We start from the raw sequence: 20,202 nt of genomic DNA, 5'->3' as shown, positions 1-20,202 counted from the left end.
TCTTGTCAGAGAATCGAGCGGCAGGCTGAGCAACGCTAATCAATCATCTCACTCTTGAGATAAGCATCAACCAGTCGTTCGGTAGCTTGGACAGAATCGGTGTGGGTGCGCTCGTAAGCATGGCTGGACTCGATACCAGCTCCTAGAAGCCCGTGACGGACCTCAGCCCCTGCGGACATGGCTGCCGAAGCATCCGAACCGTAGTAGGGGTAGATATCCAGCTTATAGGGAATTTGTTCCTGTTCAGCGAGGGCAACCAAATGCTGGCGCAGGCCGTAATGATAAGGTCCTGACGCGTCTTTGACACAAATGGAGACGGTGTATTCGTCGGTCTGCTGGTCGTCCCCCATTGCCCCCATGTCAACAGCGATGTACTCGACGGTCTTTGCAGGAATGCTTGAGTTGGCCCCGTGTCCCACCTCCTCAAAAGAGGAGAAGTAAACATGCGTCGTATAAGGCAATTCAACTTGTTCAGCCTTGTAGGTCTTGAGCAAATTGAGGAGAATGGCTGCGGAAACCTTGTCATCCAGATGGCGGGACTTGATAAAGCCGGTCTCTGTCACCACCGTTCGTGGGTCGAAAGAGATGAAATCACCGACCTCAATACCCAGAGCCCGTGTCTCTTCAGCTGTTTTCACTTTCTCGTCCAGTCGAATTTCCATATTGTCCTGCTGACGTTCTAGCTTACCAGCGTCACGATAGACATGGACACTGGTCTGGTGGAGCAGGATTGTACCTGATAGTTGATGACCAGTTTTCGCCACATGAATGGTACAGTTTTCACCCTCGATAGCGTTGTAGGTAAAGCCACCGACTAGGGCTATTTTCAGGCGACCGTCAGGTTTGATAGCCCGTACCATGGCGCCTAACGTGTCGAGGTGAGCCGTCAAGAGGCGGTGCTTGTCATCATTTGCCCCCTTGATGGTGACGAGTAGCCCGTCCTTTGGTGTTCGAGTTGCTGCATAGCCCATCCCCTCGACCTCGGTCTGCACCCAGTCCATGATGTGGCGCGTAAACCCTGTCGGCGATGGGATAGCGGTCAGTTGTGTGATGTAGTCGATAGTTGTCATAGGTGTCCTTTCTTTTTTTGGGAAATAGCAGAGCAGATGGACAGTAAGTCCAGTTTCTTGAAACGAGTGATTAGTGACTAGAGGTACTTCTACCGAGCCTGTGAGACCAGAGATAGGGCTCTTACCCTTAGGAGTTCGTCCGAAGACCTAAGGGTAAGAGCAGCCCTAGACTAGCTTGCGCCAGACCGTATAGAAGCACCTGTCCCAAGGTCAGGACTAAGCCAGAGGTCAAGGAAAACCAGATAAATTCTAAAGCTATGATGGGTAAAATGATTAGCCCTAATTTTTTCCAGCTTGTATAGGTGCTATGTCTGAAAACAGCTGTTACCAAGAAAATTGTACTGAACAAGAAACGCAGTAAATAACTCTCGTCTCCTTTGGCGACCATCAAGAGGGCGATGAGACAGAGTGATAGAGCAGTTCCCAGAAAAACCTCACGAGCGATTGTTAAGGCAATTCGTTTAGTCATTATTTTTTCTTCCTTTCTGCAAGTAAACATGACAGAGTCCACCAGCTACTAGATAAGCTAGACTAAGCCAGATAAGCTGAACATGCGAGACCATCAGCCCCTGTGGAAAAAAGGCAAGCCATAGCCAAGCAACTAAAATTGGCACCCCAAGTCCAAGCCAAAACTTACCCCAGCCCTTATAAGGTAGATGCCTGAGGATAGCTATCATCCAAATTCCACCGCCCAGTGGTCGATTGAAGTGAAAGCTAGGCTCACCGTGCACAAGCATAATTCCTAGAGCAACCAGAGACAGCAAACAATATCCCAGCGAGAGCTCACGCAGAAATTTCAGTAACATTGTCCTTGTCATGCCACTAACCTCCTACTAAAATAGTATAACATAAAAACGGCAAGAAAGAATCTTCTTGTCGTTTTTACAAGTTCTTAGTCCTGCTTAGGCCGGCGGGCTAGTAGGCCGAGACTTCCCAAAATCTGTACCCCTAACAAGCTTAGCAAAGCGGTGTTGCTATCGCCTGTTTTTGGTAATTGCTGAGCAGAGGTGCTTGTTTGGGTTGCCTGTGCTTGAGGGGCATTAAAGGCCTTGGCAACAATCGCACGAATCTCTTGGCGCTCGATGTCATCCAGTTGCCGCTTGTTGTCAGGAGTAGATGGAACATTAGCCTCTTGTTCCTGATTTGGTTCTAGTTCTAGCTCTGGTTCGACATAAACCAGACGGAATTCACCAAAGCCGTCATTCTTCTCAGCTGGATTGAGATAAGTAATGTCCTTGGCATTAGCCACTAGGCTTTTAGCACTATCGGCAGAGAGGAAGCGAACATCCAGCCCTTTGATGCTGTCGGTAAAGCCCCAGTTATTATCAGCTGACGGGTTGATTGTCTTTTCAGAAATGATGTAGTTGATAATGGCTTGGCGATTCTCTAAATTGAGCAGTTTATTGAGGCTTGCCTTGACCACGCCAGGGAAGTTGCCGTTAGCACGATAGTTGTTGGTCACCACGATAAATTCTTGCTGCTCATCTAGCGGTTGTCCTTGATAAGAGACATCACGGAGACGACTAGCATCTGCATTAACCAGCTTACCGTTGCGGTCGTATTTGGCTGGTTGTGTGATGTCATAGCGATAGGTCAATCCATCAATCACATCAAAGTTATAAGTGCGATAGTCTGCGTTGACAAGGTATTGAGGGTCTTTGCTGCTTGGGTCAATCTGGTTGAACTGCCCAGCTGACATCTCTAGCCATTCTTTAATATCAGCGCCTGTCAGTTTTAGGATAGCTGTCACATTGTCATAGAGGTAGAGATCAGCCACGTTTTTGATAGCGATCGGCCCAGCAGGGATATCAGTGTAATTGGTCACATCACTAAAATTCCGACCACCAGCTTTGAATGGAGCTGCAGCAGATAAAATTGGGAGATTAGCTTCGGGTGTTCCTGTCAGCTCTTGTTTAGCATACCAAATTTGGGCGTTATTAACGATTTGGATAGATGGGTCATCTTTGACCAAGGCGAAATAGCTTGTAATCGGTGCTGTTGTTGTGCCAACTTGTTGGCGAACATAACCGACTGTGCCCTCGTGTGCTTCCTTGGCAATAGCTAAGATTTGTGCGTTAACATTTTCCGATTTGGTGTCGATTTTCCGAATAGCGCCTTTGGCAGTATTTGTTTGCCATTTGCCATTAGTGTAGGTGAGGTTGAGGTCGATGACACCGAGGTGGTCACCATATTTACCTGCCATGGTAACTGGAGTGCCGTTAATCAAACCGTTAACATCATCGACACCAGGATAACGGCTGTAGAACCCCTTGCCTCCTGCTGGGAACTCTGCGTGAGAATGCCCTGTCACAACGGCATCAACCCCAGAAATGCCTGCGATTTGATAGCCAACATTTTCTTCTCCCTTATCATAGACATCATCACCGATACCTGAATGGGAGAGTACCAGTACAATATCAGCACCTGCTTGCTTGATTTTTGGAACAAGTTCTTCCAGAGCTTCGACAGCGTCACGGACGATGACCTTGCCCTCCAAGTGCGATTTGTCCCAGTTGAGGATTTGAGGCGGTGTGATGCCTGTGATACCAATGTTTAAGCTAACAGGATTTCCTTGTTTGTCTGTGAACGTTTTGGTGAGAATCTTGTGCGTGTCATAGAGTGGCTGGTTGGTTTGTGCGTCTAGGACGTTAGCGTTTACCAGAGGCATACCAGCAGTCGCCACAACCTTGTCCAAATAATCTAAACCATAGTTGAACTCGTGGTTCCCAAGTGTCCCAGCGTCAAAACCAAGAGCAGTTAGCGCCTTGTACATCGGGTGTTGCTCACCAGCTTCGATAGGGTCAACGGTAGACTTATAAGTCCCCAGCGGTGTTCCTTGGATGGTGTCACCGTTATCAACAAGAACAACGTTGCTATTCTCTGCTTTGGCTTCCTCAATAAGCACAGCGGTTTTAGCTAATCCAAGGTTTTGAGATGGCTTATCTTGGTAGTAGTCATAGTTGACTAAGTTGGTGTGGAGGTCAGTCGTGGACAGGATGCGAACATCAACAGTCTGCCCTTCAACTGGTGCGATAAACTCCTCACCGTTCGTTGCGGTAGCAGCTGTTTCTGCATTTTGAGGAGCGGTGCTGGTTGATGAAGCTGCTGCTTGATCATCCGTCTGTGTTGATGGTTGATTTAGCGTTGCATTGAGCGGATTGTTTTGCTCAGGGCTTGTTGGCTGATTTTCCTCAGCCTTGACAAGGCTTGTGCTGGCAGTAGCTAAAAGAGTTGCTAAAAGCACAGCAGTCTTTGTGCGGTAGTATTTAGACATTTTCAATCTCCTTTTCAAAAACGGTAAGATTATTATACACGAATAAGATGAAATTGGCAATACGTTTAATTGATAACGGTTGAAAACAGAATATTGATGAATTTTAAAGTCTTGTTAGAAGTTTTAGGCTTATCATTAAAAATCGGTCAAGTCTTTGCACTTTTTTTGAGAAACAGGTACAATAGAAGGAAAAACAAGTTTGAAAGAGGAGTAATTGTGCTAAACCACCACAAAGAAGTTTATTTGTTGAAGCAGGTTAACACTTATCTCAATTTTTGGGAAGTCGGCAAGGTCTTGTTGGCGCTGCATATCAGCAATGGGGCACATGTCAAACAGACACGAGATGATGGGATGACGGCTTATTTCAGTCACCCGCTGGCAGTGGCTTGTTTTTTAGCGGATAAAGAACATGATGCGGTGACGGTAGTGGCAGCCCTGCTTCATGATGTGGTTGAAGACACGGACTATACGTTGGCACAGATTCGTCAGAACTTTGGTGATGAGGTGGCCTTTATCGTTGATGGAGTGACGAAGTTCGGTTGCTGTAAGACCTGCACCATCGACAAGATTAAACAGGCAACAGATGTCGACAAACGGGTGCTAATTGTTAAACTGGCTGACCGTATCCACAACCTACAAACCCTATCAGGCATGAAAAACCTGAGCAAGCAAGCAGAGAAACTTGAGGAGACAAGAACGGTCTATCTCCCTCTGGCAAGGGCTTATCAGCTGGATGATTTGGCAGCAGTTATCGGACAGCTGATTGACGAACAAGAACAACGTTTAGAAAGAGAGGGGGTGCGTGATGGCAAACAAGGATAACAAAGGACAAAGTGTCCTTAATCAAATTAAGACCTATATGGGACCAGACGAGATTGCTTTGGTTGAAAAAGCCTATCGGTACGGGGAAAAAGCTCATGACGGGCAGTTCCGTCAATCTGGAGAGCCTTACTACAACCACCCTATTGAAGTGGCTGGCATTTTAGCGGACCTCAAGTTGGACGCCGTCACCGTTGCCTGCGGTTTCCTCCACGATGTGGTCGAGGACACGGACATTACCCTTGAGGACATGGCAGAGCAGTTCGGTCAGGAGGTTGCTACCATCGTTGATGGCGTCACCAAGCTAGGTAAGGTTGAGTACAAATCTCACGAGGAGCAATTGGCAGAAAACCACCGTAAGATGTTGATTGCCATGTCAAAAGACTTGCGAGTGATTTTGGTCAAGTTGGCAGACCGTTTGCATAATATGAAGACCCTTAAACACCTGAGACCAGATAAGCAGGAACGGATTTCCCGAGAAACCATGGAAATCTACGCCCCGCTTGCTCATCGTTTGGGGATTAGTCGCATCAAGTGGGAGTTGGAAGATTTGGCTTTTCGCTACCTTAACGAGCCAGAATTTTACAAAATCAAGCACCTGATGAACGAGAAACGCAAGGAGCGTGAAGAGCAGGTCGAGCAAATCGTCCAAAAAATCCAAGACTACACCAGCGAACAAGGGCTTCAAGGCAAAATCTATGGGCGCCCCAAACACATCTACTCCATCTACCGCAAAATGCATGACAAGAAAAAACGGTTTGATCAGATTTTTGACCTGATTGCCATCCGGTGTTTGATGGAGACGACCAGCGATGTCTACGCCATGCTAGGCTATATTCATGAACTCTGGCGGCCTATGCCAGGTCGGTTTAAGGATTATGTGGCTGCGCCCAAGGCCAATGGTTACCAGTCCATCCATACAACGGTTTATGGGCCGACGGGTCCTATTGAAGTGCAAATCCGAACCAAGGAAATGCACCGCGTGGCGGAGTACGGGGTTGCTGCTCACTGGGCCTATAAAAAAGGGATGACCAACAAGGTCGACACCAAAGAAACCGCCATCGGCATCAACTGGATTAAGCAATTATCCGAGTTTCAAAGTCAGGCCAATGATGCCAAGGAATTTGTTGATTTTGTCAAAGAAGACATCTTCTCGGAGCGCATCTACGTCTACACGCCAAATGGGGCGGTGCGTGAACTGCCTAAGGACTCTGGTCCCATTGACTTTGCCTACGATATTCACACAGAAGTTGGAGAAAAAGCCATCGGGGCTAAGGTCAACGGGAAAATGGTGCCCTTGACCCATAAATTAAAAACAGGTGACGTGGTCGAGATTGTCACCAATAAGAGTTCCTTTGGTCCTAGTCGCGACTGGCTCAAGATGGTCAAAACCAACAAGGCTAGAAACAAGATTAGGCAGTTTTTCAAAAACCAAGATAAGGAGCAGTCCATCAACAAAGGGCGTGAGATGCTGGTGACCACCTTGCAGGACAACGGCTATGTGCCCAATAAATACCTGGATAAAAAGCATATTGATGAGATTTTGCCACGGCTCAACTATCGTAACGAGGAGACCCTCTATGCTGCTGTTGGTTTTGGAGAAATTTCAGCTGTCGCTGTTTTTAATAAATTGACCGAGAAAGAGCGCCGTGAGGAAGAAAAAGCTAGAGCCAGAGCTGAAGCTGAGGAGCTGGTCAAGGGCGGTGAAGTCAAGCATGAAACCAAACGTGACGTCCTAAAGGTTAAGAGCGAGAACGGTGTCATCATCCAAGGTGCATCAGGTCTTCTCATGCGGATCGCCAAGTGCTGTAATCCCGTGCCTGGTGATGCTATTGAGGGCTATATCACCAAAGGGCGTGGCGTTGCTATCCACCGTTCCGACTGCAACAACATCAAGGGACAGGAGGGGTATGAAGAGCGCCTGATTGAGGTCGAGTGGGACGACACTAACACCAGTAAGGACTATGTGGCTGACATTGACATTTACGGTTTCAACCGCCCAGGCATTCTCAACGACATCCTGCAAATCCTTAACAATACCACCAAGACCCTGATGGCGGTTAACGCTCAACCGACTAAGGACATGAAGTTCGTCAACGTTCATATCAAGTTTGGTATTCCAAATCTCGCTACCTTGACTACTGTGGCAGATAAAATCAAGATGGTGCCAGACGTCTACTCCGTCAAACGCACCAATGGCTAAGGAGGGAGCATGAAAATCGTTATTCAACGCGTGGCAACTGCTTCGGTGGCGATTGAGGGAGATGGCAGAGCAACTATCGGGCAGGGTCTGCTCCTGCTGGTTGGGATTGCTCCAGACGATACTGTAGCAGACATTGCCTACGCTGTGCGAAAAATCGCCAACATGCGACTGTTTGCTGACGAGGCAGGCAAAATGAATCGGTCCATCCAAGACATCAAGGGGGAGGTTCTTTCTGTCTCACAGTTTACCCTCTTTGCACAGACCAAAAAAGGCAATCGCCCAGCTTTCACAGGAGCAGCACAGCCAGAGCTAGCTAGCCAACTCTATGATCGGTTCAACGCCGAACTTGCCCAACATGTTCCTGTCAAAACTGGCCTTTTCGGAGCAGATATGCAGGTCAGCCTCGTCAACGATGGACCAGTGACCATCGTCTTGGATACTAAGGAAAACTGACGAGTAGTCAAGTGTCTCAATCTGTTCCGTCTAATTCAATAAGCCTTGGCTTGGTTCATCGTCGTCAACATCGTTAAACACTTTAGACAGCTTGGTCAAAAACGATTTCTTTGAGGTCGTTTTTGCTGGTGCTTTTAGAAAAATCTGCTATAATGGTAAAAAACGAAATGGAGAGTTATCATGTCCGCAACCAAGATGTCTGCACAAGAAATCATTCAATTTATCGCCCAAGCCAAGAAAGTCACTCCAGTCAAGGTCACTTTTGAAGGGACGCTAGCGGGAGAAGTCCCAGCCAGTGTGACCAAGCTAGGCAATGTCCTCTTTGGTGATTGGCAGGAGATTGAGCCCTTGCTCTCTGGTCTAGTTGCCAACCGTGACTATGTCGTGGAAAATGACGCCCGTAACTCAGCAGTGCCCTTGCTGGATAAAAAGGCCATCAATGCCCGTATCGAGCCAGGTGCGATCATCCGTGACCAAGTGACCATCGGAGACAATGCTGTCATCATGATGGGGGCGGTCATCAACATCGGAGCTGAGATTGGTGAGGGGACCATGATTGATATGGGCGCTATCTTAGGAGGGCGTGCGACTGTCGGAAAAAATAGTCACATCGGTGCGGGAGCTGTCCTTGCAGGTGTGATTGAGCCTGCCTCTGCCCAGCCTGTTCGTGTCGGGGACAATGTCCTTGTCGGTGCCAATGCTGTGGTGATTGAAGGAGTACAGATTGGCAGTGGATCTGTCGTTGCGGCAGGAGCCATCGTCACTCAAGACGTCCCAGAAAATGTCGTGGTGGCAGGTGTTCCAGCCCGCATCATCAAGGAAATTGATGAAAAAACCCAACAAAAAACAGCTTTGGAAGAAGCCTTGCGCACATTATAAGACAGAGACCGCTTGCCGGTCTCTTTGACTAGAGGAATAAAAATGACACTTGATTTAGTAACCATTCGCCGTGACCTCCATCAGATACCTGAGCTGGGCTTGGAGGAGAAGATGACACAGAGCTATCTGCTGGAGCAGATACGCCAGCTCAACAAGCCGTACATCGACCAAAAACTGTGGCAGACAGGGGTTTTGGTCTTTGTGCGGGGCTATGCGTCTGAGAAAACCATCGGCTGGCGGACGGATATGGACGGTCTACCGATCGTTGAAGAGACAGGGCTAGACTTTGCCAGTCAGCACGAGGGGCGGATGCACGCCTGCGGGCATGATGTCCATATGACCATTGCCTTGGGGCTTTTGGAAAAAATAGCAGGGCAGCAACCCAAGAACAACATGCTCTTCCTCTTTCAGCCAGCTGAGGAGAATCTAGCTGGTGCCAAGCTCATGTATGATGATGGAGCGTTTGGTGAGTGGTTACCAGATGAGTTTTACGCCCTCCATGTCAGACCAGACATGAAGGTCGGTGACATTGCGACCAACGCGGGCACTCTCTTTGCAGGTACTTGTGAGGTGAAAATTACCTTTAGAGGCAAGGGGGGGCATGCTGCCTTTCCTCACGAGACCAAGGATGCCTTGGTGGCGGCTAGCTACTTTGTCACCCAAGTCCAGACAGTCGTCAGCCGTAACGTTGACCCAATTAAGGGCGGCGTGGTGACTTGTGGGCACATGACAGCTGGTACGACCAACAATGTCATCGCAGATACGGCTTTTCTGCATGGCACCATTCGCAGCCTGACCCAAGAGAATAGCCTACTCATGCAGGAGCGGGTGCGGCAGTTAGCACAAGGTGTCGCCCAGTCTTTTGACATGACGGTGGACATCGAGCTCAACCAAGGCGGTTATCTGCCTGTGGAAAATCACCCAGACTTGGCTAAAAACCTGATGGCGTTTTTTGAGAAGGCAGAAGGGGTCAATTTGATTGACTGCCCGCCAGCCATGACGGGTGAGGATTTTGGCTACCTGCTCCATAAAGTTCCTGGGGTCATGTTCTGGCTGGGCGTTGATACCCCTTACCCTCTCCACCATCCAAAAATGAGCCCAGACGAGCGAGCTATTGCCTTTGCGGTAGAGCAAGTCGGACATTTTCTGAACAGTCGCCTCAACTAATTGACGACGTCACTAGATAAAGAAAACACTTGTCATCTATGTTGATGTGGCAAGTGTTTTTTGTCAACTATTCTTAAATAAATTGCTTATTTGTCATAGAACCTGTAATTTTGTTGGCACAAAAAAATCAGCCGAATGGCTGATTTTAAAAAGGGGTGTGTTAAGTTGTTGAAAACTTAACTTTAGGAGATTTATGAAAAAGAGAGTAATAGGGGTTAGCTATCACTCACCACTTTGGGAAAGTGGTAGTTTTAGGAAGGATTTGATTATAGCCCCGAAACCTTAAACAAACCTTAAACTGGCTTAAGGTAGCAAAGATTATCCAAAAATTGGAAAATCTGCTATGATAGAGACATGATAAAAAAGAAACAGCGACAGGAGATTTTGGCTTGGCTTAGAGCTTGGTCGCCTGAGGAAAAAGCCCTTGTTGACCAAGGTCTGTTGGAAAAATTACTTAAACACGACGCCTATCGTCAGGCTCAGACAGTGGCAACCTATCTATCCCTCCCCCACGAATGGCAGACGGCTCCCTTCATTGACCGTGCGCTGTCAGACGGTAAACAGGTAGTCGTCCCAAAGCTTGTCGGTGACGCAGAGATGGTCTTTGTTCCCTACCGTTCAGATGAGCTGACCGAAGGCGCTTTGGGGATTTTATCACCGACGTCTCATGATGTGGTTGATAAGTCTGAGATTGACCTCATTCATGTACCAGGGCTACTTTTTAATCGTCAAGGCTATCGTATCGGCTATGGTGGCGGTTTTTATGACCGCTACTTGGCAGACTATGAGGGCATGACCTTGGCGACGGTTTATGAAAAGCAGCTCTGCCATTTTACACCTGAGCCCCACGATATAGCAGTAAAGGAGTTGATTTATAGTGAGACAAATCCGTAAATTTTATAGAGATTACCCGATAACAGCTGGGCTGTTAGTGATGATGGTGGCGGTTTATCTAGTGATGAACCTCGTCTTTCCCTTCTATGCGACCAGCAACACCGCTATTTTGACCTTTGGTGGGTTATTTGGCGCCTTGATTCGCGTAGACAGTAGCCAGTGGTGGCGGATAATATCCAGTAACTTTGTTCATATTGGCTTGCAGCACCTATTGATGAACGGCTTTAGCCTCTACATCGTCGGTAAAATAGCAGAGCAGGTTTGGTCGAAACGAGATTATATCCTATTGTTTTTGGTGTCAGGCGTTTTTGGTGGTTTATTGACCATCGCTTTAGCCCCTCAAGTCCTATCAGCAGGCGCCTCATCGTCTATCTTTGGTCTCTTTGCAGGGGTGGCTATTATGGGATATTTTGGGCATAATCTCTTGCTTAAACAGATGGGGCGGAGCTTTCAAACCCTGATTGTTGTGAACTTGTTGTTTAACCTCTTTATGCCAAGTATTAACATCTGGGGCCATTTAGGGGGGGCGATTGGTGGTGCTTTGTGTGCCGTTATCTTGCCAAACCGTGTCGACCCGTATGCTTTTTCTAAAAAACAAAAGCAGCAGGCTTTGCTAGCTCTTCTTGGTCTCAGTGCCCTGTTGTTAGCCCTATTTTACCTGAGATAGATAAGGGATGTTAACCCATCGGTCGTTCCTTACTTCTAAACGGTATGGCTTAGGAGGCAACAGCAATATTTAAGGCTTGTTCAGCCATAAGGATAATTTGGCAGGTGAAGGGTATCTTAAGCAACCAGCAGTGTTTTGTCGGTCTTAGAGTTCCCAATGAACGACAAGGGCAAGTCTAGTGCTGCCAGAACCAGTCAAGGATTGCTCATAGTTACCACGTCTTATTTGCTTGATGAGGATAAAAGGACGAGACGGAGACAAAAGTAAATGGCACCCCAACAGTTGGATACAACATCTAACTGTTGGGGTGCTATTTTTATGATTTTGGATGACAAAGCCAGCATTCGATTCTCCTCCTTAAGGTGCTGATGTCGCCGTCTGATCAGGCCTGTAAAAGCTGATGACACCAGCGTATTAGAGCGCTCAACCTCTACGTCTTACTTAGTTAATAATACCAAGAGGGAGAAATTAGGACCGTTATCCTAGGCTTAGCCCGCTCCTATATAGTCGATAGGAGAGGGCGAGTTCTGACGAATTACCGGATGGGCTCTGCGCTTTTTGGTACAAAAAAGCTCCATCTTCTGCCGTTACTGTTTTCTGACAGAAGATAGAGCTTTGTGATAGCCAGGCAGATGATGACTGATTTTATTTCAATTTGATGTCTGCATGGTCATTGATAATGGTTAGCTTGTTTTTGTTACCTGCTCGGCTACGAGTGGCTTTTTGGTCATTGTCTGTAATGTCTTTCAGACTAGGGTCCAAGGTTAGCTGACCGTACTCGCTGGTTGTGAGGTCTAGGTCGATGTTGTTTTTGCTGGCTTCAGATAAGCTGATGTCAACGAGATACTCTGATGTGGTCATCGTCACATCACCCAGAACAGTTAGGTTTTCAGCAGAAATCGAAGCTGCCGAAAATGTCATCTTGGTGTTGTCCAGGGTCGTGTTTTTAAGTTGCATCGGGGCATATTCTCCCTTGATGGTACTGTTTTTGATGATGCTGTCTCGAACAGTAAAGTCGCCGTTATAGGTGATGGTAGCGCCATCTAGGGTCGTTTTGTTAAAATACAGGGCATAATAATTATCACTGGTGATGTTTTTGAGGTGGCTATCATAGAATGTCCCATTGCCAATGCGCCCCTTATCTACCGTCAGTTGCTGGGCATTCAAATGAGAATGAGGGGCGTCAAGCGTTTTAATGTGCGCATCGCTGATAAAGAGGCTACCGTGGGTTGCGATGCGTAACTCATCAAGTGTTATGCCTTTAGGCAAGGCGAGGGAGATTTTACCATTTTCACGATTGATGCTGTTCATGATTTTACTGATGACGTTGAGCCCACCTTGGAGGATAATCTTCTCCTCCTGTTCGCCGTGGTCAGTGAGGCTGAGTTTACCATTGGTATCAGAGAGATTCACCTTGGTATTTTCCTCATCTTCCCAGTAATGGTAGGTCAGGTGAATCTTATCGTCATCAGAAGGGTAAACATCAATGTATTTGTTCGTAGCAGCGATATCGATGCTCTTTATGTCTGTGTAAGTTTTGGTGACTGTCACAGGTTGGTTGAGCTGGCGTAATCGGTCAAAACCACCTGTCAGCAAGCTACTGAACACCATAACCAGTCCGATAATCAGACTAGCAAAGCCGAAGATAAAGAGACTTTTAAGGGTAATCTTTTTCATGCGCGTTGTCCTTTCTTGATAATCCATTTGACCAAGGTTTTAAGACCATGAGCAGTCCACTTGCCAAAGACATAAACCAAAAGTGCCAAGAGCAAGGCGCTGCCCAGCATGGCTAGACCGCCACCAAAACCGAGGGCGAAAAGTTGCCCCTGCCCGAGATAAGCCAGGGCATCCCAGAGGAAGATCCCAGCACCGATGAAAAGGGTTAGGCAAAATGACGCACCAACCACCATCAGGCTAAAAAAGAGAGCGACTAGGGCACCTAATAGAGCTAAAATGATTAAAATAACAGGAATTCCAACAGGAATGGCGAAGATGGCTAGGATAATCAGCCAAATCATCTGCCGCTTGGTGCGTGGTGGGTAACGGTCTTCCATGACCTTTTTATCCAAGATGTTGTTAATCAAGTCCCTGGCGGCCTCTTTGGGTGTACCCAGTTCTGCCATCACCAAGGCTTCATTTTCCTCGCCTGCTTCTGCAAAGTACTCGGTAAAGTAAGCCATGGCCTCCTCATAATCTGCCTGGGGTAGCTTGCGTAAGTGGCTGTCGAGCTGCTTGAGGTATTCAGTTCTTGTCATGTGTCAATCTCCCTTCGATGATGTCGTCTATCTTGCTTGTGTAGAGCTGCCACTCTGCTTTTAGATAGACAAGTTGTTCCCTTCCGTTTGGGGTTATGGAGTAGTATTTCCTCGTCCGTCCCTGATGTTCCTGAGAGTAGGTCGTCAGGTATCGCTCTTGAACCAAGCGTTTCAAAATCGGGTAGAGGGTCGACTCCTTGATGTTGGCAATCAACTTGATCGTCTGACTGATGTCATAACCATAAGAATCATGGTCTGACACAATCGCCAGAATCAAGAATTCGATGACTGTGGCTGATGTTGGAAAATACATCCTGTCACCTCCTTGTATAAAATTTTTATATATAAATTGATTATATATAAAAATAATACACATGTCAAGACAAACCTCAAAAATAATTTGCCATCTTCTAAAATGAGTGTGACGCAGCTGAAAAGCTCTGCTATTTCTCCGTAAACGAACAAGTTTGTAAGGTTTTTTCGAGAGTTTTTTCAGGCTAATTGGTGAAAAAATACCTTAAATGAGGTATAATGACAGTTATGAATGTTTTACTTTACTTGGAAGCCGAACACTACCTCAGAAAGTCAGGTATTGGTCGTGCCATCAAGCACCAAGAGCGCGCGCTGGATTTGGCTGGTGTGGCTTATACCAAAAATCCGGAAGATTCCTATGATTTGGTGCACATCAATACCTATGGTTACAAGAGCTGGTTGTTGATGGCTCGTGCCCAAAGGGCTGGAAAGAAGGTCATTATGCATGGGCACTCGACAGAGGAGGATTTTCGGGATTCTTTTATCGGCTCAAACCTGGTCAGTCCTCTATTCAAGTGGTATCTCTGCCAGTTTTATCAGAAAGCTGATGCCATTATCACGCCGACAACCTATTCCAAGTCTTTGATTGAGCGTTACGGGATTACTCGTCCGATTTATGCCGTGTCCAATGGGATCGACCTTGCTCGCTACCAAGCAGATCCTGCTAAGGAAGCAGCTTTTCGTCAGTATTTTGGTTTGACAGATGACCAGCCTGTGGTCATGTGTGCAGGTCTTTACTTCAAACGTAAGGGGATTGAGGACTTTGTCAAAGTGGCAGAGCGATTGCCACATGTTCGTTTTATCTGGTTCGGAGAGACCAACAAGTGGGTAATCCCTTGGTCAGTCAGACGGATTGTCGAAAAACATCACCCAAAAAATGTGACGTTCGCAGGTTACATCAAAGGAGATATCTTTGAAGGTGCGATGACCGGGAGTGATGCGTTTTTCTTCCCAAGTAAGGAGGAGACGGAAGGGATTGTTGTCTTGGAGGCTTTAGCTAGCCGCCAGCATACTGTTTTGAGAGACATCCCTGTTTACAAGGGGTGGGCTGATCACCAAGCGGTTCATTTAGCATCAGATGTGGACGGCTTTGTGGATGCGTTGACAGCTATTCTATCAGGAAAAACAGACAAAAGAGAGGCAGGTTATGCTGTCGCTCAGTCCCGCGCCATCAATCGTATCGGTGAAGCGTTAAAAGCAGTTTATCAAGAGGTCTTAGATTTTACAGATTGACCTCTATAAAGGAGAGGTTATGCGTATCGGTTTGTTTACAGACACTTATTTTCCTCAGGTTTCTGGTGTTGCGACCAGTATTCGGACCCTAAAAGAAGAGTTGGAAGAACTAGGGCATGAGGTTTATATCTTTACGACAACAGATAAGGCAGTCGGTCGCTACGAGGATCCGACGATTATTCGTCTGCCCAGTGTACCTTTTGTGTCCTTCACGGATCGTCGTGTGGTCTATCGCGGGTTGATGACATCTTATCGCATTGCCAAGGCCTACCAACTAGACATTATTCATACCCAGACGGAGTTTGGGATGGGTAACCTTGGGAAATTGATTGGCAAAGCCCTGCGGATTCCTGTCGTTCATACTTACCATACCCAGTATGAGGACTACGTTGACTATATTGCCAAGGGCAAGATTATTCGCCCCGGGATGGTCAAATATATCGTTAGAGGCTATCTCAATAATTTGGACGGCATCATTTGCCCAAGTCGTATCGTCACCAATCTTTTAGAGGGCTATGAGGTTAAGCCTGTGAAGCGGACGATTCCTACAGGCATTCAACTGGATCAGTTTGTTCGCGATGATATTTCACAAGAAGATGTTGACCGCTTGCGACAGGATTTAGGGTTTCAGCCGAATGACACCATGCTTTTAAGCCTGTCTCGTATTTCTTCTGAAAAAAACATTCAGGCTATCCTAGCTAGTTTGCCAGAGGTGTTAAGTGAGTACCCGCATGTTAAGCTGGTTGTGGTTGGAGATGGGCCTTACCTGACAACCCTCAAGCAACTGACGACCCAACTAGGTTTAGAGTCATCGGTGATTTTTACTGGTATGATTGAACATAATCAGGTTGCTTTGTATTATAAGGCTTGTGACTTTTTTATCTCGGCTTCAACCAGTGAGACACAGGGGCTAACTTATACGGAAGCCTTGGCTTCTGGTAAACCAGTCATCGCTCACGGCAATCCTTATCTTGATGACCTCATCACAGACAAGATGTTTGGCACACTCTACTACGATGCGAGGGATTTGCCTGCTGCGATTATTGATGCGCTTGTCAGCACGCCAGAGATGACACAGAAGCATTTAACTCAAAAACTAAACGCTATCTCAGCTCAGCAATTCGGCAAGGCTGTCTATAACTTCTACCTTGATGCGATTATCGCTAAAGCAGCCTGTCGCCAGTACAAGTATTCTCTGACACTGGAAGGCAGTCCAGCAGACCGCTCCCTTCAGCTTGTCAAGCAAACGGCAGTCTTGCCGGTGACGCTTGTCAAAAAGACAGCAACGACTTCTGCCAAAGTCTTCAAGGCACCGATTAAAGTGATTACAAGTATCAAGGATTTCTTGGAGTAGTGCAGCTTGCTTGTGCTTGCTGGCTATCAGGGAGTGTCTCATGAGAAAAAACGATTATCACTATCTGCCTGATGTGATTGGATCGGTCATCACTTATTGGTTATCGGAAATCTATTATCTGTTGATGATTGTTGGTTTTGCACCCTATGATTATCTGGTCTTGAAAGGTCTTGCGGTGTCTAATCTCCTCGTTTTTACCCCAATCATCATTATCATTGTTTCTTTTCACTATGGCGTAAAAAATGGCATCTCTCTTACCTTACCTATCCTATTGGCGGTGGCTTACTTACCTTCTCTTGATTTTACTGGGTCTGTGACCGATAGGGTAGCTAAAATTAAAAAAGTATTTCTCTATGTGCTCTATATTTATTCGGTGACCCATTCGACAGGGATTGAAATCTATCTTCTGATTTACGGTGTCCTATCTCTGATGGCAGTGGCTACTGGGGAATGGCTACGCTTGATATTGAAAAAAATGAGGCAGAAGTCTTGAAATTTTCCCAAGGTATGTTAGAATAGTTGGGAAGACATGTCGTTCTTGTCAGGCATTTTAGAGAGTATCTGGTTGGTGAAAAGGTACAAGACTGCAAGAGATGATACTCCTTCCTTGATTTTATGCAAACATAAAAGGGTGGTCCCCTTATCACCGAACATGAGGTTCATGGCTTTTTGCCGTGAATAAATGAAGGTGGAACCACGTTGCGACGTCCTTTTACGAGGGCGTCGTTTATTTATTTTAGACGTTAGCCTAAATGCTCACGTCTCTAAAAAAGAATGAAAAAATATAGAAAGGAACTGAAGGGTCAAGCTCGTATTCATTCTAACTGAATACGGTACGGACGGCGGAAAAACGATAAATCTCCCTAGCAGCTAGCTTCTGCGGTTGATTTCCTATTTTTCTGAGTCCGTTTAACACCCTTTATATCTTAAATGATGATTAAAATCACTTTCCCAGATGGTGCGGTGCGTGAATACGCCAAAGGCACAACAACTTATGACATTGCTCACTCTATCAGCCCTGGTTTGGCGAAAAAAGCCTTAGCTGGTAAGCACAATGGTGTCTTGATTGACACCGTGCGTCCGATTGAGGAAGATGGCAGCCTTGAAATCGTCACTGCTGACCACGAGGACGCCTTGGACTTGCTCCGCCACTCAGCCGCTCACGTCTTTGCCCAAGCGGCTCGCCGCCTCTTCCCTAACCTGCGTTTGGGGATTGGTCCTGCCATTGAAAATGGCTTCTACTATGACACAGATAATGGTGAGGGGCAGCAAATTTCCAATGAAGATTTGGAAGCTATTGAAAAAGAGATGGCCAAGATTGTCCAAGAAAACCACCCATGTATCCGTGAGGAAATCACCAAAGAAGAAGCACTGGAGCTCTTTGCGGACGACCCATACAAGCTGGAGTTGATCAATGAGCATGCGGACAAGGGCTTGACCGTTTACCGTCAGGGCGAATTTGTCGACCTCTGCCGCGGCCCGCACGTGCCGTCAACAGGCCGTGTGCAGGTCTTTAAGCTCCTCAATGTCGCCGGTGCTTACTGGCGGGGCAATTCTGACAATGCCATGATGCAGCGGGTCTACGGGACAGCGTGGTTTGACAAGAAAGACCTAAAGAGCTACCTGCAAATGCGGGAAGAAGCCAAAGAGCGTGACCACCGTAAACTTGGTAAGGAATTGGATATTTTCATGATTTCCCAAGAAGTCGGACAAGGTCTGCCGTTTTGGTTGCCAAATGGTGCGACTATCCGTCGTGAGCTGGAGCGCTACATCGTGGATAAGGAGTTGGCGTCTGGCTACCAGCATGTTTACACGCCACCGCTTGCCAGCGTTGACCTCTACAAGACCTCTGGTCACTGGGATCATTACCATGAGGACATGTTCCCTGTCATGGACATGGGAGATGGGGAAGAGTTTGTCCTGCGTCCGATGAACTGCCCGCACCATATTCAGGTCTTCAAGCACCATGTGCACTCTTACCGCGAGTTGCCGATCCGTATCGCCGAAATCGGCATGATGCACCGCTACGAGAAATCAGGTGCCCTGTCAGGTCTTCAGCGGGTGCGGGAAATGTCCCTCAACGACGGTCACTTGTTTGTCACCCCAGAGCAGATTCAGGAAGAATTCCAAAAAGCCCTGCAGCTCATCATTGATGTTTATGCGGACTTTAACCTGACCGAGTACCGCTTCCGTCTGTCTCTACGTGACCCAGAGGACAAGGAAAAATACTTCGACGACGACCAGATGTGGGAGAATGCTCAAGGCATGCTGAAAGCTGCCCTTGATGAAATGGGTGTGGACTACTTTGAAGCCGAAGGCGAAGCAGCCTTCTATGGTCCGAAATTAGACATTCAGGTTAAAACAGCCCTTGGAAACGAGGAAACCCTATCCACCATTCAGCTGGACTTCCTCTTGCCAGAACGTTTTGACCTCAAGTACATCGGCGCAGATGGTGAGATGCACCGCCCTGTCATGATCCACCGTGGGGTCATTTCAACCATGGAACGCTTTACCGCTATTCTGATTGAAACCTATAAAGGGGCCTTCCCAACTTGGTTGGCGCCAACTCAGGTGACGGTGATCCCGATTTCTAACGAGGCTCATTTGGACTACGCTTGGGAAGTGGCAAAAGCCCTCAAAGACCGTGGTGTCCGTGCCGAAGTCGATGAGCGCAACGAGAAGATGCAGTACAAGATTCGGGCGTCACAGACCAGCAAGATTCCGTACCAGCTGATTGTAGGGGATAAGGAGCAGGCAGACCGTGCGGTCAATGTCCGCCGCTACGGCTCTAAAGAAACTGAAACGGTTGCCCTTGACAGCTTTGTGGAGAGCATCTTGGCAGATATCGCGAGAAAGTCGCGTAAGGATTAATGAGAGACTTAAAAACCTGCGATTGCAGGTTTTTAGTTGGTATAATTTGGTAAGGAGGAATTTAATATGGGATTGTTTGACCGTTTTTTCAAAAAATCAGAACCAGATTCAGTTGCTAGAGATTATCAGAATGTAGATCCTTACCTAGCTCAACCACAGTTTTATCAAGACCAAGATGGAAAGACCTTTGGTAGCTTTGCGCTAACGGAAGGGACCCTGACCCTCTTGCCTCATGCGCCTGAAACCAGTTATGCTGTAGATGATCAGTCCATCAGTGATTACCGCTTAGCCCTGATTAGTACCAGCCGTGACGACCTGATTGGGATTGTCGACTTCCAGGCTGCCCTTCCCTTGTTGAGGGAAATGGCGGTGCAGACAACAGATACCCATCTACTCTTGCCGCCCTTAAGCCTTGAAGAACTTGAACGTATCGTAACAAACGCAACAGCATAATGTTTGAGTAGCTTGTTTTCTACCATTTGTCAAGTCTATCAAGGTTTTAGAGAAAAAATAATTTTCATACAGTCATCAAAATAGGGAAGTGACCTTACTTTACACTAAAGATTTACATAAAAAGTGTATACAAAACCAACACCTTATTTTGTGATTTTTGAAATAAGGTGTTACAATAATATGGCATAAACAATTTTACTGATTTTGGGTTAAAGTGTAATCGTAAAGTTTGTTATGCATAATGAGGTAATACATTGTCCGAATGAGACGATGTATGGAGGCAATCGTGTGTGGCTTG

19 protein-coding genes are annotated in these 20,202 nt (G+C 46.9%); 12 read left to right on the top strand and 7 right to left on the bottom strand.

Annotated features, from left to right (window positions below; all coding sequences use genetic code 11):
• Positions 1 to 35: 35 nt before the first annotated feature.
• From A3GW_RS0104315 to A3GW_RS0104300, 4 genes are all read right to left on the bottom strand, one after another.
• Positions 36 to 1,070 (bottom strand): M42 family metallopeptidase, encoded by a 1,035-nt coding sequence (locus tag A3GW_RS0104315; RefSeq protein WP_018368090.1) that lies wholly within the window; start codon positions 1,068 to 1,070, stop codon positions 36 to 38.
• Between the two features lie 127 nt (positions 1,071 to 1,197).
• Positions 1,198 to 1,539 (bottom strand): hypothetical protein, encoded by a 342-nt coding sequence (locus A3GW_RS0104310; protein WP_018368089.1) that lies wholly within the window; start codon positions 1,537 to 1,539, stop codon positions 1,198 to 1,200.
• The gene (locus A3GW_RS0104305; RefSeq protein ID WP_018368088.1) at positions 1,532 to 1,888 is read right to left on the bottom strand and encodes a hypothetical protein; all 357 of its coding nucleotides are present in this window, start codon (positions 1,886 to 1,888) and stop codon (positions 1,532 to 1,534) included. Before A3GW_RS0104305 ends, A3GW_RS0104310 begins: the two co-directional genes overlap by 8 nt.
• A gap of 74 nt (positions 1,889 to 1,962) precedes the next feature.
• The gene (locus tag A3GW_RS0104300; RefSeq protein WP_018368087.1) at positions 1,963 to 4,344 is read right to left on the bottom strand and encodes a bifunctional 2',3'-cyclic-nucleotide 2'-phosphodiesterase/3'-nucleotidase; all 2,382 of its coding nucleotides are present in this window, start codon (positions 4,342 to 4,344) and stop codon (positions 1,963 to 1,965) included.
• 216 nt (positions 4,345 to 4,560) lie between these two features.
• On the opposite strand from A3GW_RS0104300, the gene A3GW_RS0104295 reads away from it, so the two are divergent.
• The 7 genes from A3GW_RS0104295 to A3GW_RS0104265 all read left to right on the top strand — a co-directional run bounded on the left by A3GW_RS0104295 (position 4,561) and on the right by A3GW_RS0104265 (position 11,426).
• Positions 4,561 to 5,166: an HD domain-containing protein gene (locus A3GW_RS0104295; RefSeq protein WP_018368086.1), complete on the top strand. Its 606-nt coding sequence runs from the start codon at positions 4,561 to 4,563 to the stop codon at positions 5,164 to 5,166.
• Positions 5,150 to 7,366, top strand: coding sequence for a RelA/SpoT family protein (locus A3GW_RS0104290; RefSeq protein ID WP_018368085.1), 2,217 nt, complete (start codon positions 5,150 to 5,152; stop codon positions 7,364 to 7,366). Before A3GW_RS0104295 ends, A3GW_RS0104290 begins: the two co-directional genes overlap by 17 nt.
• Before the next feature lie 9 nt (positions 7,367 to 7,375).
• Positions 7,376 to 7,819 (top strand): D-aminoacyl-tRNA deacylase, encoded by a 444-nt coding sequence (gene dtd, locus A3GW_RS0104285; protein ID WP_018368084.1) that lies wholly within the window; start codon positions 7,376 to 7,378, stop codon positions 7,817 to 7,819.
• 180 nt (positions 7,820 to 7,999) lie between these two features.
• Entirely contained in the window at positions 8,000 to 8,698 is a 699-nt protein-coding gene (gene dapD / locus A3GW_RS0104280) for a 2,3,4,5-tetrahydropyridine-2,6-dicarboxylate N-acetyltransferase (protein ID WP_018368083.1), read from the top strand.
• A gap of 42 nt (positions 8,699 to 8,740) precedes the next feature.
• The gene (locus tag A3GW_RS0104275; protein WP_018368082.1) at positions 8,741 to 9,865 is read left to right on the top strand and encodes an N-acetyldiaminopimelate deacetylase; all 1,125 of its coding nucleotides are present in this window, start codon (positions 8,741 to 8,743) and stop codon (positions 9,863 to 9,865) included.
• A gap of 354 nt (positions 9,866 to 10,219) precedes the next feature.
• Entirely contained in the window at positions 10,220 to 10,759 is a 540-nt protein-coding gene (locus tag A3GW_RS0104270; RefSeq protein ID WP_018368081.1) for a 5-formyltetrahydrofolate cyclo-ligase, read from the top strand.
• Positions 10,743 to 11,426, top strand: a complete 684-nt coding sequence (locus A3GW_RS0104265) for a rhomboid family intramembrane serine protease (protein ID WP_018368080.1) — start codon at positions 10,743 to 10,745, stop codon at positions 11,424 to 11,426. Before A3GW_RS0104270 ends, A3GW_RS0104265 begins: the two co-directional genes overlap by 17 nt.
• A 645-nt stretch (positions 11,427 to 12,071) precedes the next feature.
• Here A3GW_RS0104265 and A3GW_RS0104260 read toward each other — a convergent pair.
• From A3GW_RS0104260 to A3GW_RS0104250, 3 genes are read right to left on the bottom strand one after another with little or no spacing between them, the layout of a single operon-like run.
• Positions 12,072 to 13,103 carry a DUF4097 family beta strand repeat-containing protein gene (locus A3GW_RS0104260; RefSeq protein ID WP_018368079.1) on the bottom strand — a complete coding sequence of 344 codons (1,032 nt, stop codon included), beginning with the start codon at positions 13,101 to 13,103 and terminating at the stop codon, positions 12,072 to 12,074.
• On the bottom strand, positions 13,100 to 13,681 hold the full coding sequence (locus A3GW_RS0104255) for a DUF1700 domain-containing protein (protein WP_018368078.1): 582 nt from the start codon (positions 13,679 to 13,681) through the stop codon (positions 13,100 to 13,102). The genes A3GW_RS0104260 and A3GW_RS0104255 overlap by 4 nt, the downstream gene beginning before the upstream one ends.
• The gene (locus A3GW_RS0104250) at positions 13,668 to 13,994 is read right to left on the bottom strand and encodes a PadR family transcriptional regulator (protein ID WP_018368077.1); all 327 of its coding nucleotides are present in this window, start codon (positions 13,992 to 13,994) and stop codon (positions 13,668 to 13,670) included. The genes A3GW_RS0104255 and A3GW_RS0104250 overlap by 14 nt, the downstream gene beginning before the upstream one ends.
• A 227-nt stretch (positions 13,995 to 14,221) precedes the next feature.
• On the opposite strand from A3GW_RS0104250, the gene A3GW_RS0104245 reads away from it, so the two are divergent.
• The 5 genes from A3GW_RS0104245 (at position 14,222) to A3GW_RS0104225 (ending at position 19,904) form a co-directional block, all read left to right on the top strand.
• Positions 14,222 to 15,226, top strand: coding sequence for an LTA glycolipid anchor biosynthesis glycosyltransferase, IagA/BgsA family (locus tag A3GW_RS0104245; protein ID WP_026216591.1), 1,005 nt, complete (start codon positions 14,222 to 14,224; stop codon positions 15,224 to 15,226).
• Positions 15,227 to 15,245: 19 nt separating this feature from the next.
• Positions 15,246 to 16,580 carry a glycosyltransferase family 4 protein gene (locus A3GW_RS0104240; protein ID WP_018368075.1) on the top strand — a complete coding sequence of 445 codons (1,335 nt, stop codon included), beginning with the start codon at positions 15,246 to 15,248 and terminating at the stop codon, positions 16,578 to 16,580.
• 40 nt (positions 16,581 to 16,620) lie between these two features.
• Positions 16,621 to 17,073 carry a hypothetical protein gene (locus tag A3GW_RS0104235; protein ID WP_018368074.1) on the top strand — a complete coding sequence of 151 codons (453 nt, stop codon included), beginning with the start codon at positions 16,621 to 16,623 and terminating at the stop codon, positions 17,071 to 17,073.
• 440 nt (positions 17,074 to 17,513) lie between these two features.
• A complete protein-coding gene (gene thrS, locus A3GW_RS0104230) occupies positions 17,514 to 19,451 on the top strand; it encodes a threonine--tRNA ligase (protein ID WP_026216590.1) in 1,938 nt (645 codons plus the stop codon).
• Positions 19,452 to 19,517: 66 nt separating this feature from the next.
• Positions 19,518 to 19,904, top strand: a complete 387-nt coding sequence (locus A3GW_RS0104225; RefSeq protein WP_018368072.1) for a DUF4299 family protein — start codon at positions 19,518 to 19,520, stop codon at positions 19,902 to 19,904.
• Positions 19,905 to 20,202: the final 298 nt, after the last annotated feature.

Source organism: Streptococcus entericus DSM 14446, assembly GCF_000380025.1.
GTDB classification, from domain to species: Bacteria; Bacillota; Bacilli; order Lactobacillales; family Streptococcaceae; genus Streptococcus; species Streptococcus entericus.
Note: the sequence above shows the minus strand (reverse complement) of the source record. Positions and strands in the feature narration are given on the sequence as shown.

What these genes read in the sequence shown, in the direction of transcription:
- dtd (WP_018368084.1), top strand. Translation starts at nt 7,376, where the DNA reads ATGAAAATCGTTATTCAACGCGTGGCAACTGCTTCGGTGGCGATTGAG.
- A3GW_RS0104305 (WP_018368088.1), bottom strand. Translation starts at nt 1,888, where the DNA reads ATGACAAGGACAATGTTACTGAAATTTCTGCGTGAGCTCTCGCTGGGA.
- A3GW_RS0104300 (WP_018368087.1), bottom strand. Translation starts at nt 4,344, where the DNA reads ATGTCTAAATACTACCGCACAAAGACTGCTGTGCTTTTAGCAACTCTT.
- A3GW_RS0104270 (WP_018368081.1), top strand. Translation starts at nt 10,220, where the DNA reads ATGATAAAAAAGAAACAGCGACAGGAGATTTTGGCTTGGCTTAGAGCT.
- A3GW_RS0104315 (WP_018368090.1), bottom strand. Translation starts at nt 1,070, where the DNA reads ATGACAACTATCGACTACATCACACAACTGACCGCTATCCCATCGCCG.
- A3GW_RS0104240 (WP_018368075.1), top strand. Translation starts at nt 15,246, where the DNA reads ATGCGTATCGGTTTGTTTACAGACACTTATTTTCCTCAGGTTTCTGGT.
- A3GW_RS0104245 (WP_026216591.1), top strand. Translation starts at nt 14,222, where the DNA reads ATGAATGTTTTACTTTACTTGGAAGCCGAACACTACCTCAGAAAGTCA.
- A3GW_RS0104225 (WP_018368072.1), top strand. Translation starts at nt 19,518, where the DNA reads ATGGGATTGTTTGACCGTTTTTTCAAAAAATCAGAACCAGATTCAGTT.
- A3GW_RS0104290 (WP_018368085.1), top strand. Translation starts at nt 5,150, where the DNA reads ATGGCAAACAAGGATAACAAAGGACAAAGTGTCCTTAATCAAATTAAG.
- thrS (WP_026216590.1), top strand. Translation starts at nt 17,514, where the DNA reads ATGATTAAAATCACTTTCCCAGATGGTGCGGTGCGTGAATACGCCAAA.
- A3GW_RS0104310 (WP_018368089.1), bottom strand. Translation starts at nt 1,539, where the DNA reads ATGACTAAACGAATTGCCTTAACAATCGCTCGTGAGGTTTTTCTGGGA.
- A3GW_RS0104235 (WP_018368074.1), top strand. Translation starts at nt 16,621, where the DNA reads ATGAGAAAAAACGATTATCACTATCTGCCTGATGTGATTGGATCGGTC.
- A3GW_RS0104275 (WP_018368082.1), top strand. Translation starts at nt 8,741, where the DNA reads ATGACACTTGATTTAGTAACCATTCGCCGTGACCTCCATCAGATACCT.
- A3GW_RS0104255 (WP_018368078.1), bottom strand. Translation starts at nt 13,681, where the DNA reads ATGACAAGAACTGAATACCTCAAGCAGCTCGACAGCCACTTACGCAAG.
- dapD (WP_018368083.1), top strand. Translation starts at nt 8,000, where the DNA reads ATGTCCGCAACCAAGATGTCTGCACAAGAAATCATTCAATTTATCGCC.
- A3GW_RS0104250 (WP_018368077.1), bottom strand. Translation starts at nt 13,994, where the DNA reads ATGTATTTTCCAACATCAGCCACAGTCATCGAATTCTTGATTCTGGCG.
- A3GW_RS0104260 (WP_018368079.1), bottom strand. Translation starts at nt 13,103, where the DNA reads ATGAAAAAGATTACCCTTAAAAGTCTCTTTATCTTCGGCTTTGCTAGT.